The sequence below is a fragment of the Streptomyces sp. NPDC056479 genome, assembly GCF_042795335.1.
Lineage (GTDB): Bacteria > Actinomycetota > Actinomycetes > Streptomycetales > Streptomycetaceae > Streptomyces.
In genome coordinates this window covers 495,377-514,002 of the sequence record NZ_JBHTRZ010000007.1, presented here as the reverse complement: position 1 = coordinate 514,002, position 18,626 = coordinate 495,377, and the positions used below count along the sequence as shown (strand labels likewise).

Sequence of the window (18,626 nt, the reverse complement as noted above, 5' to 3'; positions counted from 1 at the left end):
GATCGACGGATATTACGCACCGTGGACCGAGGGCCAAACGGCGCGCTGGCCGACGGAACCGAAGTCCCGCCGGCCAGCACAGACCGTCGGCTGTTACACCCGCGGCTTCTCGCGCATCTCGTACGTCGCGATGACGTCGTCGACCTTGATGTCGTTGAAGTTGCCGAGGTTGATACCGCCCTCGAACCCTTCGCGGATCTCGGTGACGTCGTCCTTGAAGCGACGCAGACCCTCGATGTTGAGGTTCTCCGCGATGACCTTGCCATCGCGGACGAGGCGCGCCTTGGTGTTGCGCTTGACCTCGCCGGAGCGGATGAGAACACCCGCGATGTTGCCCAGCTTGGACGACTTGAAGACCTCGCGGATCTCCGCCGTACCGAGCTCGACCTCTTCGTACTCCGGCTTGAGCATGCCCTTGAGGGCCGCCTCGATCTCCTCGATCGCCTGGTAGATGACCGAGTAGTACCGGACGTCCACGCCCTCGCGCTCGGCCATCTGCTGCGCACGCCCTGCGGCGCGCACGTTGAAGCCGATCACGATGGCGTCGGAGCCCATGGCCAGGTCGATGTCCGACTCCGTGACCGCACCGACGCCGCGGTGCAGGACGCGGATGTCGACCTCTTCGCCGACGTCCAGCTGGAGCAGCGAGGACTCGAGCGCCTCGACGGAACCAGAAGCGTCACCCTTGATGATGAGGTTGAGCTGCTGGACCTCGCCGGCCTTGAGCACCTTGTCCAGGTCCTCGAGCGAGACGCGGCGCGTGCGCTTGGCGAACGCGGCGTTGCGCTCACGGGCGGCACGCTTCTCGGCGATCTGACGGGCCGTACGGTCCTCGTCCACCACCAGGAAGTTGTCGCCCGCACCCGGGACGTTGGTCAGACCCAGGACCTGGACCGGCGTCGACGGGCCCGCCTCGGCGACGTTGTTGCCGTTGTCGTCGAGCATGGCGCGCACTCGGCCGTAGGCGTCGCCCACGACCATCGTGTCGCCGACCCGCAGGGTGCCTCGCTGGACGAGGACCGTCGCCACGGCACCGCGGCCGCGGTCGAGACGGGACTCGATCGAGATGCCCTGCGCGTCCTGGGCCGGGTTGGCCCGCAGGTCGAGCGAGGCGTCGGCGGTGAGGACGACGGCCTCGAGGAGGCTGTCGATGTGCAGACCCTGCTTGGCGGAGATGTCGACGAACATCGTGTCGCCGCCGTACTCCTCGGCCACCAGGCCGTACTCGGTCAGCTGACCGCGCACCTTGGTCGGGTCGGCGCCCTCGACGTCGATCTTGTTGACCGCGACGACGATCGGGACCTCGGCCGCCTTGGCGTGGTTGAGCGCCTCGACCGTCTGCGGCATGACGCCGTCGTTGGCCGCGACGACCAGGATCGCGATGTCGGTCGACTTCGCACCACGGGCACGCATGGCGGTGAACGCCTCGTGACCCGGGGTGTCGATGAAGGTGATCTTGCGCTCTTCGTCGTTGACCTCGGTCGCGACCTGGTAGGCACCGATGTGCTGGGTGATGCCGCCGGCCTCGCCCGCGATGACGTTCGTCTTGCGGATGGCGTCGAGCAGTCGGGTCTTGCCGTGGTCGACGTGACCCATGACGGTGACGACCGGCGGGCGGACCACCAGGTCCTCCTCGTCGCCCTCGTCCTCGCCGAACTCGATGTCGAAGGACTCGAGCAGCTCGCGGTCCTCCTCCTCGGGGCTGACGATCTGAACCGTGTAGTTCATCTCGTCCGCGAGGAGCTGCAGCGTCTCGTCGGAGACGGACTGCGTGGCCGTGACCATCTCGCCGAGGTTCATCATGACCGCGACGAGCGACGCCGGGTTGGCGTTGATCTTCTCCGCGAAGTCGGTGAGGGAGGCACCGCGCGACAGGCGAATGGCTTCGCCGTTGCCGCGAGGCAGCATCACGCCGCCGACCGACGGGGCCTGCATGGCCTCGTACTCCTGGCGCCTCTGCCGCTTCGACTTGCGACCACGACGCGCGGGACCGCCGGGACGACCGAACGCACCCTGCGTGCCACCACGGCCACCGGGACCGCCGGGACGACCGCCGAATCCGGGACGGCCACCGCCGCCACCACCGGGACCACCGGGACGACCGGCGAAACCGCCGCCGCCACCGCCGCCGGGACCGCCGGGACGACCGGCGAAGCCGCCGCCACCGCCGCCGCCACCGGGACGACCGGCGAAGCCGCCGCCGCCCGGACGACCGCCGCCACCGCCACCGGGACGACCGCCGCCGCCGGGACCGCGGCCGCCGGGGCCACCGCCGCCGGGACGCGGGCCGGCAGCAGGACGCTGCGGCATCATGCCGGGGTTCGGACGCGGGCCACCGGGGCCGCCGCCGGGACGCGGGCCGCCGCCCTGCGGGCGGGGCATGCCGCCCGGGCTGGGACGCGAGCCGCCCGGAGCCTGCGGACGGGGACCGCCCGCGCCGCCCTGGGGACGGGGACCGCCCTGACCCTGGCCCTGCGGACGCGGAGCGCCGCCGGGGCCACCGGGGCCGCCCGGACGCGGGGCACCGCCCGGACGGGGCGCCTGCGGGCGCGCCATGCCGGTGGAGCCACCAGAGGTGAAGGGGTTGTTGCCCGGACGGGGACCCGCCGGACGGGCACCGGGACGCGAGGCGCCGCCACCCGGACGCGGAGCGCCGGGACGGTCTCCACGGTCGCCACGGTCACCGCGCTCGCCGCGACCCTGGCCGCCCTGGCCGGGACCACCCGGACGGGGCGCGCCGGGACGGGCCTGGCCGGCCGGACGCGGGGCGCCCGGACGCGGACCGGAGCCCTGGGAGGCGGCCGGTGCGGCGGGAGCCGCCGGGGGTGCCGTGAACTCGGGCGCGGTCGGAGCCGGGGACGCCGGGGCGGGCCGCGGCGCGGGCTTCGGGCCCGGAGTGGGTCGGGGGCCGGGAGAGGCCGGGGCGGCCGGAGCCGCGGGCTTCTCGGCGGCTGCCGGCTTGGGGGCCGGCGGGCGCGGCGGCGCCGGACGGGCAGCCTGCGCCGGAGAGGGGGCCCCCGGCTTCGCCGGGGCAGCCTTACGTGCGGGGGCGGACTTGCCGCCTCCGTTGCCCTGCTGGAGGGCGTCCGTCAACTTACGGACGACGGGCGCTTCGATGGTCGAAGACGCCGAACGGACGAATTCACCGAGTTCTTGGAGCTTGGCCATGACGACCTTGCTCTCAACCCCGAACTCCTTGGCGAGTTCGTATACCCGGACCTTAGCCACTTCGCTCCTTTTAGGTCCGGGTTGCGTCCGGACCGTCGCTACTTCATGGGCGTACTCATCGCGTGCTCATCGAGTGCTCATCGCAATCTCGACCTACTTCCAACTCGCGGGGTACCAGGGCCGCGCGGAGGTTCCGCGCGACGCTTCTTACGGTGTTGCCTGCTCAGCAACTGTTCTCTGCTCGACGTACTGGCGCAACGCCTTTGTGTCGAGCGCTCCCGGGGCGCGCAACGCCCGCGTGAACGCCCGACGGCGTACCGCCTGGTCGAGACAGACCAGGGCGAGGTGCACATACGCACCCCGGCCGGGCAGCGTACCGCTTGGATCAGGAACGCACTCGTCCTTGATCGCCACGATCCGCAGCAGTTCAGCCTTGGCCGCTCGCTCCCGGCACCCCACACAGGTGCGTTCAGGGCAGGCGCGGGTGCGTGTCCGGCCAGACACTGCTAAGTCTACCTCCCCGTGGCGACCTCACCCCTTCGGGGGAGGATTCGAACAGTTGCCGCTCGGTAACCTGACGTGATCTAAGCGCCTTGCGGCTTGGATCTATTCCCCGGCCTGCTCGGTATCCGGGCGGATGTCGATCCGCCAGCCGGTCAGCCGGGCCGCAAGTCGGGCATTCTGCCCTTCCTTGCCGATCGCCAGTGACAGCTGGTAGTCAGGCACGGTCACGCGCGCGGAGCGGGCCGCCATGTCCACGACCTCCACCTTGGAGACCCGGGCCGGGGAGAGCGCGTTCGCCACCATCTCGGCCGGGTCGTCCGACCAGTCGACGATGTCGATCTTCTCGCCGTTCAGCTCACCCATGACATTGCGCACCCGGCCGCCCATGGGGCCGATACAAGCGCCCTTGGCGTTCAGACCGCTGCGGGTGGACCGTACGGCGATCTTGGTGCGGTGGCCGGCCTCGCGGGCGATGGCGGCGATCTCGACGGAGCCGTCGGCGATCTCCGGCACCTCCAGGGCGAAGAGCTTCTTCACCAGGTTGGGGTGCGTGCGGGAAAGGGTCACGGAGGGACCACGCACGCCCTTCGCCACTCGTACGACGTACGACCGAATCCGCATCCCGTGCGGATACGTCTCGCCCGGGACCTGCTCCTGCACCGGCAGGATGGCCTCCAGCTTGCCGATGTCCACGAGCACGTTCTTCGGGTCGCGGCCCTGCTGGACGACGCCGGTGACGATGTCGCCCTCACGGCCGGCGTACTCGCCGAGCGTCGCGTCGTCCTCGGCGTCGCGCAGCCGCTGCAGGATGACCTGCTTGGCGGTGGTGGCGGCGATACGCCCGAAGCCGGACGGGGTGTCGTCGAACTCGCGGGCCTCCTGGCCCTCCTCGAGGTCCTCGGGGTCCTCCTTCGCCCACACGGTCACATGGCCGGTCTCCCGGTTCAGCTCCACGCGCGCGTGGCGGCGGCTTCCCTCGGTGCGGTGGTAGGCGATGAGGAGGGCCGACTCGATCGCCTCGACCAGCAGGGGGAAGGAGATCTCCTTCTCCCGCACCAAGCCCCGCAGGGCACTCATGTCGATGTCCACGGCTACGCCTCCTCTTCCTTCTTGTCCTTGCGGCTGAACTCGACCTGCACGCGCGCCTTGTCGATCTCCGGGAAGCCGATTCTGCGACCGGTGGCCTTGCGGCCCTTCACTCCGGGCACTTCGAGGTCGAGGCCTTCGTCGTCGACCTTCAGGATCCTGGCCACCAGTTCCCCGCCCTCGGCCAGTTGGAACTTCACCAGCCGGTCGACGGCGCGCACATAGTGCCGGTGTTCCGTGAGGAGGCGTTCCGCGCCCGGGGTGCCGACCTCGAGGGTGTACTCGCCCTCGCCCATCGCGTCCGTCTCGTCGAGCTTCGCCGAGAGCGCGCGGCTCACATCGGCGATCTGGTCCAGGTCCGCTCCGGTGTCGGAGTCGACGACGACGCTCAGTACACGCTTGCGTCCGACGGAGTCCACTGCGATCTCTTCGAGGTCCAGGCCCTGGGAGGTGACGAGGGGTTCCAGCAGTTCTCGCAGCCTCTCGCTCTGGGTGGTGCTCATCCGGGTGACTCCTCGGCCGCGTGTGCTGTTGTGGGATGGGTCGCGTGTCTGGTCAAAGGGTATCGGGTCGCGGGGAGTGTTGCCGTCCACCTGCGCGTGAGCGGTGCCGGTGAGTGGTGCGGGGCGCGTGCGCGGGTACGGTGATCACGGGTCTGCGGTCCCCCGATTCCGCAGCCGCTTTCGCAACTGCTTTCGTACGAGCCCCCCGAGGACGTCTGCCGTGCCGTTCCCCTCGCCGCCGCGCTCGCCCTCCGGGCCGCGCAGAAGAACCCTGCTCGCCTCCGCCGCCGGGGCCGCACTGCTGGTCGGCTGCTCCTCCAGGTCCGAGGACTCCGGCGGCGGCAGGAGCGGCAGTCCGTCGCTCGCCGAGCGGGCACGCGCGCGTGCGGCCCGGGACAGCGAGGGGCTGGTCGAGCGGTACGACGCCGTGCTCGCCGCCCATCCGGTGCTGGCGGAACTGGTGGGGCCGTTGCGCTCGGAGGCGGCACGGCACGCGGAGGCGTTCGGCGGGGGTGCCGCCGGATCCGCAGGAAACTCCGAGTCCCCCGGAACCTCCGGACCTTCCGAGAACTCTTCCACGACGTCCAAGGCGCCGCGGGCCGGGGACGCGTCGCCGTCGGGCTCCCCGTCGGCCGCCGTGCCCGCGAACGAGAAGGACGCCCTGGCCGAGCTCGCCGCCGCCGAACGCACGCTCGCGGACCGGCGGACGAAGGCGCTGCTCGACCTGCCCGGCGAACTGGCGCGGCTGCTGGCCTCCGTGGCGGCGGCCGGGGCGGCGCACGCGTACCTGCTGACGGAGGGTGCCAAGTGAGCGCGACGAAGAAGGCGACGGTCGCCGCTCTCCAGGCGGCGCTGGCCGCCGAGCACGCGGCCGTGTACGGCTACGGCGTCGTCGGCGGCCGGATCGGCGCGGAGCGGCGCACGGAGGCACATGCGGCGTACGACGCGCACCGGGCGCGCCGGGACGCGCTGGCGCGCGAGGTGAGTGACCTGGGCGCGAAGCCGGTCGTCGCGAGCGCCGGGTACGCACTGCCGTTCCCGGTGCAGGACTCGGCCACGGCCGTCCGGCTGGCCGCCGAGCTGGAGGACCGGGTGGCCGGGGTCTACTCGGACCTGGTCCGGGCGACCGAGGGCGCACTGCGGGGTACGGCCGCCGAGGCCCTGCGGGAGGCCGCGGTGCGGGCGGTGCGCTGGCGGCGCGAGAGCGTAGCCTTCCCTGGGCTCGCCGAGCGGGCGGGCACCCCGGCGACGTCGGCGGCGCCCACCGCCTGACGCGGGCCGGAGCACACGTACGGGCAGTACGGGAAGGGAACGACTCGCGCATGGCTTTCGAACCGCCGCAGCGTCTGGTCAGGGCGCTCGGTGAGACGGCACCGGAGGGTGACGACTGGTTGGAGAAGCTGCCGGAGGCGGCCCACCAGTCCGTCGCGCTACGCGAGTTGACCGTTGAACGAGTGCAGATGCCGGGTGGCCGCAGCAGCCTGGTGGTCCTGGTGCGGCGCGCGGACGGCACGCCCGCCGTGGTCAAGCTGGCCCCGCCCCGGTCCCGCCCGGAGAGCGAGCGGGCCGCGCTCGCGCACTGGGGCGGCGTGGGCGCCGTACAGCTTCTCGAGCCGTTCGTGACCGAGGGTGTGCTGCTGCTGGAGCGGCTGCGTCCGGATCTGTCGGTGCGGTCGCTGCCGGAGGCGAAGGCCTTGCTGGAGGCGGCGGGGACGCTGCGGCGGCTGTGGGTGGAACCCCCGGCGGACCATCACTTCGAGACGGTGGCCGAGCGGACCGGCCGGCAGGCCGAGGCGATGCGGGCGGCCGCGTCGGCGGACCCGGAGGTGACGACGCTGGTCGACGCCGCGCTCGCGGCCCGCGAGGAGCTGCTGGCCGCGCCGCCCGAGCGACGGTTGCTGCACGGGACGTTTCGGCAGAGCAAGGTGCTGGCCGGGGAGCGGATGCCGTGGCTGGCGGTCGGGCCGGATCCGGTGGTCGGTGAGTGTGCGTTCGATCTGGCGCGGCTCGTGCGGGATCGGGTGGAGGATCTGATCGCCTCGCCCTCGGGAGCGGCGACGACTCGGCGGCGGGTGAAGCGGCTCGCGGAGTCGCTGGAGGTGGATCAGGAGCGGCTGCGGGGCTGGACGTTGTTCCGGGCCGTGGAGTCGGGGGTGCGGGCTCGGCGGGTCGGGCGGCCGAAGGACGCGGAGCTGTTGCTGGAATTCGCCGGGTGGCTCTAGCGGGCCCATGTGCCGGGCAACGCAAGGCCGTTCCCCTCCCGTAGTGACGTCTGTACGTCCTACGGTCGGGGAACGGCCTGAGGAATTCCCTTACGCCGTCAGGCGGGCGATCGCCTCGTCCACCGTCAGCTCCTCGCGCTCGCCGGTCCTGCGGTCCTTGAGCTCGACGACGCCCTCGGCCGCGCGGCGCCCGGCCACCAGGATCTGCGGTACGCCGATCAGCTCCGAGTCCGTGAACTTCACGCCCGGCGAGACACCGGCGCGGTCGTCGCACAGGACGCGCAGTCCGGCCGTGGCCAGCTTCTCCGAGACGTCGAGGGCGAGTTCGGTCTGCAGGGCCTTGCCCGCGGCGACCACGTGCACGTCGGCCGGGGCGACCTCGGCCGGCCAGCACAGGCCCTTGTCGTCGGCGGTCTGCTCGGCGAGGGCCGCGACGGCGCGGGAGACGCCGATGCCGTAGGAGCCCATGGTCACGCGGACCGGCTTGCCGTTCTGGCCGAGGACGTCGAGCTTGAGGGCGTCGGCGTACTTGCGGCCCAGCTGGAAGATGTGGCCGATCTCGATGGCACGGTCCAGCTTGAGGCCGGTGCCGCACTTCGGGCAGGGGTCGCCCTCCTGGACGACCACGACGTCGACGTACGCGTCGACCTCGAAGTCACGGCCCGCGACGACGTTCTTCGCGTGCATGCCCTCCTTGTTGGCACCGGTGATCCACGAGGTGCCGGGGGCCACGCGCGGGTCGGCGAGGTACTTGACCTTCTCGCCCAGGCCCTGCGGGCCGACGTAGCCGCGCACCAGGTCCCGGTTCTCGGCGAAGTCCGTCTCGGTGACCATCTCGACCACGGCGGGGGCGAAGTGGGCCTCGACCTTGCCCATGTCGACCTCGCGGTCGCCCGGGACACCGACGGCGACGATCTCGCCGTCGACCTTGACGAGGAGGTTCTTCAGGGTGGCGGAGGCGGGGACGCCGAGGTGGGCGGCGAGGGTCTCGATGGTGGGGGTGTCGGGGGTCGGGATCTCTTCGAGGGCGGGCACGTCGCCGGCGTCCACCGACTTCAGCTCGTACGTGATCGCCTCGGTGTTCGCCGCGAAGTCGCAGTTCGGACAGTCGGCGAAGGTGTCCTCGCCGGCCTCGGCCGGTGCGAGGAACTCCTCCGACTTGGAGCCGCCCATCGCGCCGGCGGTCGCGGCGCAGATGCGGTAGTCGAGGCCGAGGCGCTCGAAGACGCGCTGGTAGGCCTGGCGGTGCAGGGCGTAGGACTGGCCGAGGCCCTCGTCATCGGTGTCGAAGGAGTACGAGTCCTTCATCAGGAACTCACGGCCGCGCAGGACGCCGGCCCGGGGGCGGGCCTCGTCGCGGTACTTGTTCTGGATCTGGTAGAGGATGACCGGCAGGTCCTTGTAGGAGGACGCCTGGTCCTTCACCAGCAGGGTGAAGATCTCCTCGTGGGTCGGGCCGAGCAGGTAGTCGCCACCCCTGCGGTCCTTGAGACGGAACAGCTCCTGGCCGTACTCGTCCCAGCGGCCCGTCGCGTCGTACGGCTCACGGGGCAGCAGCGCGGGGAGCAGCACCTCCTGGGCGCCGATGGCGTCCATCTCCTCGCGGACGATGCGCTCCACATTGGCGAGGACCCGCTTGCCGAGGGGCAGCCAGGACCAGATGCCGGCCGCCGTGCGGCGGACGTAGCCGGCGCGGACCAGCAGCTTGTGACTGAGGACCTCGGCGTCCGCCGGGTCGTCGCGCAGCGTCTTCGCCATCAACTGGGACATGCGCTGGACCGGTGCGTTCGCCATCGTTCTCGTACTCCTGCCGGGTTGGGTTATGGCAGGAGGTTAGCCGGGTGGTACGGGACGGTGGAAATCGGTTAACGGCGGAGCGGGAGAGGGGCGCCCATCACGGCGTACGGCTTCGGGGCGCTCGGGAACAGGACCTGGCGGGCGAGGTCCTGGTAGCCGAGGGAGCGATAGAGGCCGCGGGCCGGGCTGTCGACGTCGATCGCCGAGAGGATCGAGCGGGGTTCGTCGGCGCCGTCGGTGATCGTGGTGATCAGGGAGCGGCCCACGCCTCGGTTCTGGTAGCGGGGGTGGACGTGGAGTTCCGTGATGACGAAGGAGTCGTCCAGCCAGTCGTCGTAGCCCTGGGCCCGGAGGTAGGGCTCCACGACGGTGGACCACCAGTGGGTGCGGTCGTTCGGCATGCCGTAGACGAATCCGGCGAGGGCGCCTGCGGCGGTCGCCCCGAGGGCCCTGGCTCCCGGGTAGGTCATGTGCCGCAGGACGATCTGGCGGCGTACGGCCACCTCGTCGGGCCCCAGGCCGAACGCCACCGCCTGGACCGCCAGCGCCTCGTCCACGTGGGCCGAGAGGTCCAGGGGGCCGATCACGATGTCGTCTGGTTGGCGGCGATGTGCGTGACCGGGAAGGCGCATGTGGGGAGCGTACAGGGGACCAAAGGATGTCGTTCGGCTGCGGGTTGTGGGGGCTGATCGCGCCCGTTCAGAACAGGATGCTCATGAACGCGCCGACCTCTCGGAAGCCCACCCTCTGGTACGTCCTTCGCGCCGCCGTGTTGAAGTCGTTGACGTACAGACTGACCACCGGGGCGACGTCCGCGAGGGCGTAGCGCAGTACCGCCGCCATTCCCGGGGCCGCGAGGCCCTGGCCGCGGTACTCGGGGGCCACCCAGACGCCCTGGATCTGGCAGGCGCGATCGGTGGCGGCGCCGATCTCGGCCTTGAAGACGACCTTGCCGTTGTGGTCGAGGCGGGCGAAGGAGCGGCCGGAGCCGACGAGTTCGGCGACCCGGGCCTGGTAGAGCAGGCCGCCGTCGCCGGCCAGGGGTGATACGCCGACCTCCTCGGTGAACATCGCCACGCACGCCGGCATGATCGTGTCCATCTCGTCCTTGCGGATACGGCGGAGGTACGGATCCGGGGCGATGTCGGCCGGCATGGCGTCGGTGACCATGAGGGGCTGATGGGCGCGGATCTCCCGGGCCGGGCCCCAGTTGGGTTCCAGCAGACGCCACAGCTGGGAGGTGGCTTCGGCGGGGCCGACGATGGAGGAGCAGCGGCGGCCCGCGCGCCGGGCGCGGTCCGCGAAGGCCCGTACGGCTCGGGGGGTCGCGCAGATCGGGACGAGGTTGGCGCCCGCGTAGCACAGGGACGTCAACATGCCGTCCTCGTACCAGCCCCACATCTCGCCGCCGAGGCGCCAGGGGTCGAGGCCGGCGATCTGGACGCGGGACGCCACGAAGGCGTTCGCGACCGGCTCGCGGTCGAGCACGGCGAGCGCGGCGTCCAGGTCACTCGGTTCGAGCACCCGTGAGGTGGTCTGGGTCAACACGTGCGGGGCCTCACGCTGGGGTTCTGCTGGTCCCCGCACTGTACCTGCGGAAGCTTTGCCATGCCGCCCAGTGGAGGTTGCCGTACGTTTGCACGCGGCCGTCGGCTGCGGCACCGCACCTTCGGGGGCCCAGCGGTACTCGGCTGCGCCGCCGGGCCGGGCGCCCATGAGCTCGGGCCATTGCGAAGGCTTGCGGCTGCGGGTGACCGGGGGCTGGTCGCGCAGTTCCCCGCGCCCCTGGGAGCCTGCGGCCCTCAACAGCCCGTCCGGCGTTCGAGGACGAGGCACGTTCAGGGCCGACAGGGGTCCAAGGGGCGAAGCCCCCTGGAGGATGGGACGGGCAGGGGCGGCGGGGGCGAAACCCTCTCAGCCCGCCACCGCCACCGACGGCTCGCCCGACTCCACGCCGTCCGCCTCCATCTTCTCGGCCAGCTTCATGGCCTCTTCGATGAGGGTCTCGACGATCTTGGACTCGGGGACGGTCTTGATGACCTCGCCCTTGACGAAGATCTGGCCCTTGCCGTTGCCGGAGGCGACGCCGAGGTCGGCCTCGCGGGCCTCGCCGGGGCCGTTGACGACGCAGCCCATGACGGCGACCCGGAGGGGGACCTCCATGCCGGTCAGGCCGGCCGTGACCTCCTCGGCCAGCTTGTACACATCGACCTGGGCACGGCCGCAGGACGGGCAGGAGACGATCTCCAGGCCGCGCTGCTTGAGGTTCAGGGACTCCAGGATCTGGATGCCGACCTTGACCTCCTCGGCGGGGGGCGCGGACAGCGATACGCGGATGGTGTCGCCGATGCCCTGGGAGAGGAGGGCTCCGAAGGCCACGGCCGACTTGATCGTGCCCTGGAACGCCGGGCCCGCCTCCGTCACACCGAGGTGGAGGGGGTAGTCGCACTGGGCGGCGAGCTGCTTGTACGCCTCGATCATGATCACGGGGTCGTTGTGCTTGACCGAGATCTTGATGTCCCGGAAGTCGTGCTCCTCGAAGAGCGACGCCTCCCACAGCGCCGACTCGACCAGGGCCTCCGGCGTCGCCTTGCCGTACTTCTGGAGCAGGCGCCGGTCCAGGGAACCCGCGTTGACGCCGATCCGGATCGGGGTGCCGTGGTCCTTCGCGGCCCGCGCGATCTCCTTGACCTTGTCGTCGAACTGCTTGATGTTGCCGGGGTTGACGCGCACCGCGGCGCAGCCGGCCTCGATGGCCGCGAAGACGTACTTCGGCTGGAAGTGGATGTCCGCGATCACCGGGATCTGGGACTTGCGGGCGATGGTCGCGAGGGCGTCGGCGTCGTCCTGTGTGGGGCACGCCACCCGCACGATCTGGCAGCCGGAAGCCGTGAGCTCGGCGATCTGCTGGAGGGTCGCGCCGATGTCCGACGTACGCGTCGTGGTCATCGACTGGACCGAGACCGGCGCGTCCCCGCCAACCGCCACGGATCCGACCTGGATCTGCCGGCTCTGCCGGCGCTCGGCGATCTTGGTCGGTACGGACGGCATGCCGAGAGAAATCGCAGTCATCTGCTGTGCAACCCCAAGTCGTGGATCAAGGTCCGGTCCCGTCAGCAGCGGGCTCCAGGCTTCGAGATTACGGCACCAGCCCTCACCCCAGCACATCACCGCCCGTAAACCCACTCAATGGAAGGCGGCCCAGGACATACGATCCCGGGCCGCCACGAACTCCGTATGACTAGGAGATTCTGACCGGGTTAACCACGTCCGCGACCAGCACCAGCAGCGTGAAGCAGACGAAGATTCCGGCGACCACGTACGCCACCGGCATCAGCTTCGCCACGTCGAACGGACCGGGGTCCGGGCGGCGCAGCACCCGCGCCAGATTGCGGCGCAGCGACTCCCACAGGGCGCCCGCGATATGGCCACCGTCGAGCGGCAGCAGCGGGAGCATGTTGAAGAGGAACAGGGAGAGGTTGAAGCCGGCCAGGAGGAAGACGAACGTGGCCAGCTGCTGCGACGCCGGGATGTCCAGCGTCGCGATCTCGCCGCTCACCCTTGCCGCGCCGACGATGCCCATCGGTGAGTCCGGTTCGCGCTCGCCGTCGCCGAAGGCCGCGTCCCACAGGGCGGGGATCTTGGTGGGCAGGGCGATGAGGGAGTCGACGGCCTCGCCGACCCGGTCGCTCATCCAGGTCACCGAGTCGCCGAAGTCCTGTTTGACGACACCGGTGGCGGCGCTGAAGCCGAGGAAGCCGGCCTGGACGTAGTCGTCCTTGACGTAGGCCCCACTCGCGTCCTTCTTCACGACCCAGTTGGTGGCGATCTTCGCGTGCAGGGTCAGTTCCTCGCCCTTGCGGTCGACGACGATCGGGACGTCCTTGCCGGCGCTTTCGCGGATGAGGTCGGAGAGAGTGTTCCAGTCCTCGGTCCGTACCCCGCCGAAGGAGACGATCTTGTCGCCTGCCTTCACACCCGCGGCCGCGGCCGGGGACTTGTCGTCGGACGCCTTGCACTCGTCGCGGTTCTCGGTCTGGGCGATGACGCACGGGGAGACCGAGCTGACGGTGGTGGTCTGCTGCTGGATGCCGAAGCCCATCAGCACGGTGAGGAACAGTCCGAAGGCGAGGATCAGGTTCATGAACGGGCCCGCGAACATCACGATGACCCGCTTCCACGGCTTGCGCAGGTAGAACAGGCGGGTCTCGTCGCCGGGCTTGAGCTCCTCGAACGCGGCCGAGCGGGCGTCCTCGATCATGCCGCGCCACGGTGAGGTGGAGCGGGCCTCCAGGCGGCCGTCGGGGCCGGGCGGGAACATGCCGATCATGCGGATGTAGCCGCCGAAGGGGATCGCCTTGACGCCGTACTCGGTGTCACCCTTCTTCCGCGACCAGATGGTCGGGCCGAAGCCGACCATGTACTGCGGCACCCGGATGCCGAACATCTTGGCCGTGGACAGGTGACCCAGCTCGTGCCATGCGATCGAGGCGAGCAGCCCGACCGCGAACAGCACTATGCCGAGGATGAACATCAGGGTCGTCATGCACGGGCCTCCGCCGTGTGTGCCGCCAGTTCCCGGGCCCGCCTTCGGGCCCAGGTCTCCGCTTCGAGGACGTCCGCGACGGTCAGGGAAGTTCCCGCACGCGGGGTGCCATGTTCCTCCACCACCCGCGTCACGGTCTCCATGATCCCGTTGAACGGCAGCGCGCCGGCCCGGAAGGCCTCCACGCACTCCTCGTTGGCGGCATTGAACACCGCGGGTGCCGTGCCCGCGAGCTGCCCGACATGACGCGCCAGGTTGACCGACGGGAAGGCGTCGTTGTCGAGCGGGAAGAACTCCCAGGTCGACGCCTTGCTCCAGTCGAAGGTGGGCGCAGCGTCGGGAATGCGTTCGGGCCAGCCCAGGCCGATGGCGATGGGCCCGCGCATGTCGGGGGGCGTCGCCTGGGCGATCGTGGATCCGTCGGTGAACTCAACCATCGAGTGAACATACGACTGGGGATGCACGACCACCTCAATGCGGTCGAAGGAAATGTCGTAGAGCAGGTGCGCCTCGATGACCTCCAGTCCCTTGTTGACGAGGGTCGCGGAGTTGATCGTGATCACCGGGCCCATGGCCCAGGTGGGATGCGCGAGGGCGTCCTCTACGGTCACCTGGGCGAGGTCCGCCTTCGTCCGGCCGCGGAAGGGCCCGCCGGAGGCCGTCACCACGAGCTTGCGCACATCCGCGCGCGAGCCGGACGCCAGCGCCTGGAACAGGGCCGCGTGCTCGGAGTCGACCGGGATGATCTGCCCGGGCTTGGCGAGGCCCTTGACCAGCGGACCGCCGACGATCAGGGACTCCTTGTTGGCGAGCGCGAGGGTGCGGCCCGCCTCCAGTGCGGCGAGGGTGGGGGCGAGGCCGATGGAGCCGGTGATGCCGTTGAGGACGGTGTGGCAGTCGGAAGCGGCGACCTGGGTGGCCGCCTCCGCTCCGGCCAGGATCTCGGGGAGCGGCTCCCCCGTGCCGTACTGCGCCTGCAGGGCTTCCCGCAGTGCCGGTACGACGTCCTCGCGGGCGACCGCGACGGTCCGCACCTTCAGCCGGTACGCCTGCTCGGCGAGGAGGGCGACCCGGCCGCCGTTGGCGGACAGGGCGGTGACCCGGAACCGGTCGGGGTTGCGCAGCACCAGGTCGATGGCCTGGGTGCCGATGGAGCCGGTGGAGCCGAGGATCACCACGTCCTTGGGGCCGTCGCCCGCCACGGGGTCGTAGACGAGATGCGGGTCGGCGAGGGTGCGGGGTGGAAGCCCCGTCGTCCGCCCGGAGGGCGGGCCCTGCGGCGTCAGGTGCGTGCTCTCGCCGTGCCGGGCGCTGGCCCACGTACCGGATGTACTTGGGTCAGCGCCTGGTGCGGCGAGAGTGCGTGCATGGCGTCGCGGGGCAGACGGGGCTTCCACCCCGCGCCCTCGGGGGGCTGGACTGTCGCTCATTCCCCCATTGTGGCCGTAAGGGATGCCGGGGAGGACAGGGCGTCCCCATCCGGTGGGTAACAGGATGGTGAGGGGTCGCTGCGAGCAGTGAGCCCTCAGCGACCCCTCATCCCTTCGGTCACCGAATGGGACGGTGCACGTTCTCCCGCTCGCTCGGGCCCGGCGTCGCGTCGGCGATCCAGGGGGCGCCGTCGTCCGACGGGTCGACGATGCCCTGCTCCAGCCACTCGTACGTGCCCGACATCACGCCCTTGACGACCTTCCGGTCGAGGTCGTCGGTGTTGGACCACAGCCGGCCGAAGAGCTCGTCGATCCGCAGCCGTGCCTGCCGGCAGAAGGCGTCGGCGAGCTGGTACGCCTCGCGGCCGTGCTCGCCCTGGGCGCGCAGGTGCTCGGCACGGACACAGACCGCGCTCATGGCGAACAGCTCGGCGCCGATGTCGACGACCCGGCCGAGGAAGCCCTGCTTGGTCTCCATACGGCCCTGCCAGCGGGACATGCCGTAGAAGGTGGAGCGGGCGAGCTTGCGGGAGGTGCGTTCGACGTGGCGCAGATGCGGGGAGAGGTCGATGCCGTGCTTGAACTCGCCGTAGGTGTACGGCAGTTGACCCTGGCCCGCGACCAGCTTCGGCAGCCACTTTGCGTAGAAGACGCCGGCGTTCGCGCCCGCCTTCGCCTTGTCCTGGAGGGACTTGTCGGGGTCGATGAGGTCGCCTGCGACCGACAGATGGGCGTCGACGGCCTCGCGGGCGATCAGGAGGTGCATGATCTCCGTCGAGCCCTCGAAGATCCGGTTGATGCGCAGATCGCGCAGGACCTGCTCGGCGGGGACGCCCCGCTCGCCGCGCGCCCGGAGCGAGTCGGCCGTCTCGAAGCCGCGGCCGCCGCGGATCTGGACGAGTTCGTCGGCGATGAGCCAGGCCATCTCGGAGGCGTACAGCTTGGCGAGGGCGCCTTCGATGCGGATGTCGTTGCGGTCCTCGTCGGCCATCTGCGAGGCGAGGTCGGTGACGGCCTCCAGGGCGAAGGTGGTGGCCGCGATGAAGGAGATCTTCGAGCCGACCGCCTCGTGGTGGGCGAGCGGCTTGCCCCACTGCTCGCGTGCCGCCGACCACTCGCGGGCGATCTTCAGGCACCACTTGCCGGCCGCGACACAGGACGCGGGCAGCGAGAGGCGCCCGGTGTTCAGCGTGGTGAGCGCGATCTTCAGGCCGGCGCCCTCGGGGCCGATGCGGTTGGCGGCGGGGACGCGGACCTGGTGGAGGCGCGTGACGCCGTTCTCGATACCGCGCAGGCCCATGAAGGCGTTGCGGTTCTCGACCGTGATGCCGGGCGAGTTGGTCTCGACGACGAAGGCCGTGATGCCGCCCTTGTGGCCCTCGGACTTCGGCACGCGTGCCATGACGACGAGGAGGTCGGCGACGACGCCGTTGGTCGTCCACAGCTTGACGCCGTCGAGGACGTAGTCGTCCCCGTCCGGTACGGCGGAGGTGGCGAGGCGGGCCGGGTCGGAGCCGACGTCCGGCTCGGTCAGCAGGAAGGCGCTGATGTCGGTGCGGGCGCAGCGCGGCAGGAACAGTTCCTTCTGTTCCGGGGTGCCGAACAACTTCAGCGGCTGCGGTACGCCGATCGACTGATGGGCGGAGAGCAGCACGCCGATCGCCGGGCTGGCCGAGCCGGCCAGGGTGAGGGCCTTGTTGTAGTAGACCTGCCCGAGGCCGAGCCCGCCGTACTTGGTGTCGATCTTCATGCCGAAGGCGCCGAGCTCCTTGAGCCCGTCGATCACCTCGTCGGGGATGCGGGCCTCGCGCTCGATGAGGGCGCCGTCGACCTTGGTCTCGATGAAGTCGCGCAGCTTGGCGAGGAACTCCTCGCCGCGCTGGGCGGCCTCGTCGGTGGGCATCGGGTGGGGGTGGATGAGGTCCAGGCGGAAGCGACCGAGGAACAGTTCCTTGGCGAAGCTGGGCTTGCGCCAGTCCTGTTGCCGGGCCTCCTCCGCCACCTGGCGGGCCTCACGTTCGGTGACGGTGGGTTTCGTGGGTGCTGCCGACATGAGGCTCACCTCGACGCGAATCGGGATCTTGGGCCGTTTGGTTACCGACGGGTGCTACCCGATCGTATGTACCCGATTCCGGGCGACCCCACCACCCTGCGTGCAGCTTGCGCCGGATGAGTGTCCGGATGGAACGGCGACGACACTCCGTACGAGAAAAAACTGTCGAAGCGCTTCGACAACCTATGGACACCCACGCGCACCAGAGCTAGGGTCGAACCACCCTCACACCAGTCCATGTTCGCACCGCGCACTGTCGAAGCGCTTCACAAAGCTTGGAGAGCGGATGGTCACCCTCGCCGAGGTCGCCCAGCACGCCGGAGTCTCGGCGAGCACGGTGAGCTATGTCCTCAGCGGCAAGCGGTCCATCTCCACGACCACCCGGCAGCGGGTCGAGCAGAGTATCCGCGAACTCGGCTACCACCCGAACGCGGGCGCCCGCGCCCTGGCCAGCAGCAGGTCGAACATCATCGCGCTGATGATTCCGCTGCGCACCGACATGTATGTGCCGGTGATGATGGAGATCGCCATCGCGGTGGCCACCACCGCCCGCACACACGGCTACGACGTCCTGCTGCTGACCGGCGAGGAGGGCCCCGACGCGGTGCGCCGGGTCACCGGCAGCGGGCTGGCCGACGCGATGATCCTGATGGACGTCGAGCTGGACGACGAACGGCTGCCGCTCCTGCGCGAGTCCCACCAGCCGTCCGTGCTGATCGGGCTGCCCGCCGACACCGCCGGGCTGACCTGTGTCGACCTCGACTTCAAGGCGACCGGCGCCCTGTGTGTGGAGCACCTGGCGACGCTGGGGCACCGCGACATCGCTGTCATCGGCGAGGCGCCGGCCGTCTACGAGCGGCACACCGGGTTCGCGGAGCGCACGCTCGACGGACTGCGGCTGCGTTCCCAGGAGTTGGGGATCCGGCTGCTGCACCGGCCGTGCGAGGGCGGGTACGACGCGATGGCCGTCACCCTCGCCCGGATCCTCGACGAGCGGCCGGGCACCACCGGGTTCGTCGTGCAGAACGAGTCGGCGGTCGAGCCGCTGCTCGCCCTGCTGCGCCAGCAGGGCCGTGCCGTCCCGGAGGACGTGTCGGTGGGCCGCCGTCTGCCCCGACCAGGTCGCCACCCAGGCCTCGGTGCGGCTGACGTCGGTCTCCATCCCCGCACAGGAGATGGGCCGGCATGCCGTGGAGCAGCTCGTCGCCAAGCTGGACGGGCGCGGCAGTGCCGAAGTCCTGCTGATCGCGCCCGAGTTGACGGTCCGGGCGAGCACGGGCCCGGCGCCTTCCACCGCCCACTGACCGCTTCACCACC

Annotated in this window: 14 protein-coding genes and 1 pseudogene; 4 read left to right on the top strand and 11 right to left on the bottom strand. The window is 70.7% G+C overall.

Going from position 1 to position 18,626, the window contains the following annotated elements:
* Nucleotides 1-93 precede the first annotated feature (93 nt).
* The 4 genes from infB to rimP all read right to left on the bottom strand — a co-directional run bounded on the left by infB (nucleotide 94) and on the right by rimP (nucleotide 5,261).
* Nucleotides 94-3,228, bottom strand: coding sequence for a translation initiation factor IF-2 (gene infB, locus ACFQ6S_RS28600; protein WP_383415669.1), 3,135 nt, complete (start codon nucleotides 3,226-3,228; stop codon nucleotides 94-96).
* Between the two features lie 147 nt (nucleotides 3,229-3,375).
* Nucleotides 3,376-3,672: a YlxR family protein gene (locus ACFQ6S_RS28595; protein WP_383415666.1), complete on the bottom strand. Its 297-nt coding sequence runs from the start codon at nucleotides 3,670-3,672 to the stop codon at nucleotides 3,376-3,378.
* A gap of 102 nt (nucleotides 3,673-3,774) precedes the next feature.
* Complete coding sequence (nusA, locus tag ACFQ6S_RS28590; RefSeq protein ID WP_062702002.1) at nucleotides 3,775-4,761, bottom strand: transcription termination factor NusA; 987 nt, start codon at nucleotides 4,759-4,761, stop codon at nucleotides 3,775-3,777.
* 2 nt (nucleotides 4,762-4,763) lie between these two features.
* The gene (rimP, locus tag ACFQ6S_RS28585; protein WP_383415664.1) at nucleotides 4,764-5,261 is read right to left on the bottom strand and encodes a ribosome maturation factor RimP; all 498 of its coding nucleotides are present in this window, start codon (nucleotides 5,259-5,261) and stop codon (nucleotides 4,764-4,766) included.
* 220 nt (nucleotides 5,262-5,481) lie between these two features.
* Here rimP and ACFQ6S_RS28580 point away from each other — a divergent pair, with 220 nt between their 5' ends.
* The 3 genes from ACFQ6S_RS28580 to ACFQ6S_RS28570 are packed head-to-tail and all read left to right on the top strand — an operon-like array spanning nucleotide 5,482 to nucleotide 7,483.
* A complete protein-coding gene (locus tag ACFQ6S_RS28580; protein WP_383415661.1) occupies nucleotides 5,482-6,072 on the top strand; it encodes a hypothetical protein in 591 nt (196 codons plus the stop codon).
* A complete protein-coding gene (locus ACFQ6S_RS28575; RefSeq protein ID WP_383415659.1) occupies nucleotides 6,069-6,533 on the top strand; it encodes a ferritin-like domain-containing protein in 465 nt (154 codons plus the stop codon). Before ACFQ6S_RS28580 ends, ACFQ6S_RS28575 begins: the two co-directional genes overlap by 4 nt.
* A gap of 50 nt (nucleotides 6,534-6,583) precedes the next feature.
* Nucleotides 6,584-7,483 (top strand): aminoglycoside phosphotransferase family protein, encoded by a 900-nt coding sequence (locus ACFQ6S_RS28570; protein ID WP_383415657.1) that lies wholly within the window; start codon nucleotides 6,584-6,586, stop codon nucleotides 7,481-7,483.
* A 90-nt stretch (nucleotides 7,484-7,573) separates the two neighbouring features.
* Here ACFQ6S_RS28570 and ACFQ6S_RS28565 read toward each other — a convergent pair whose 3' ends face one another.
* The 7 genes from ACFQ6S_RS28565 to ACFQ6S_RS28535 form a co-directional block, all read right to left on the bottom strand.
* Complete coding sequence (locus ACFQ6S_RS28565; RefSeq protein ID WP_383415649.1) at nucleotides 7,574-9,277, bottom strand: proline--tRNA ligase; 1,704 nt, start codon at nucleotides 9,275-9,277, stop codon at nucleotides 7,574-7,576.
* A gap of 71 nt (nucleotides 9,278-9,348) precedes the next feature.
* Nucleotides 9,349-9,912, bottom strand: coding sequence for a GNAT family N-acetyltransferase (locus tag ACFQ6S_RS28560; RefSeq protein WP_383415646.1), 564 nt, complete (start codon nucleotides 9,910-9,912; stop codon nucleotides 9,349-9,351).
* Nucleotides 9,913-9,979: 67 nt separating this feature from the next.
* On the bottom strand, nucleotides 9,980-10,828 hold the full coding sequence (locus tag ACFQ6S_RS28555; RefSeq protein ID WP_383415644.1) for a GNAT family N-acetyltransferase: 849 nt from the start codon (nucleotides 10,826-10,828) through the stop codon (nucleotides 9,980-9,982).
* A gap of 366 nt (nucleotides 10,829-11,194) precedes the next feature.
* Entirely contained in the window at nucleotides 11,195-12,352 is a 1,158-nt protein-coding gene (gene ispG, locus ACFQ6S_RS28550; RefSeq protein ID WP_383415641.1) for a flavodoxin-dependent (E)-4-hydroxy-3-methylbut-2-enyl-diphosphate synthase, read from the bottom strand.
* A 169-nt stretch (nucleotides 12,353-12,521) separates the two neighbouring features.
* Nucleotides 12,522-13,814 carry a M50 family metallopeptidase gene (locus ACFQ6S_RS28545; RefSeq protein ID WP_383415887.1) on the bottom strand — a complete coding sequence of 431 codons (1,293 nt, stop codon included), beginning with the start codon at nucleotides 13,812-13,814 and terminating at the stop codon, nucleotides 12,522-12,524.
* Nucleotides 13,815-13,822: 8 nt separating this feature from the next.
* The gene (gene dxr, locus ACFQ6S_RS28540; protein WP_383415884.1) at nucleotides 13,823-15,028 is read right to left on the bottom strand and encodes a 1-deoxy-D-xylulose-5-phosphate reductoisomerase; all 1,206 of its coding nucleotides are present in this window, start codon (nucleotides 15,026-15,028) and stop codon (nucleotides 13,823-13,825) included.
* Nucleotides 15,029-15,374: 346 nt separating this feature from the next.
* A complete protein-coding gene (locus ACFQ6S_RS28535) occupies nucleotides 15,375-17,309 on the bottom strand; it encodes an acyl-CoA dehydrogenase family protein (protein ID WP_383415638.1) in 1,935 nt (644 codons plus the stop codon).
* A 286-nt stretch (nucleotides 17,310-17,595) separates the two neighbouring features.
* Between ACFQ6S_RS28535 and ACFQ6S_RS28530 the strand changes: the two are divergent.
* A pseudogene (locus tag ACFQ6S_RS28530) lies at nucleotides 17,596-18,613 on the top strand (LacI family DNA-binding transcriptional regulator).
* The last annotated feature ends 13 nt before the right edge of the window (nucleotides 18,614-18,626 follow it).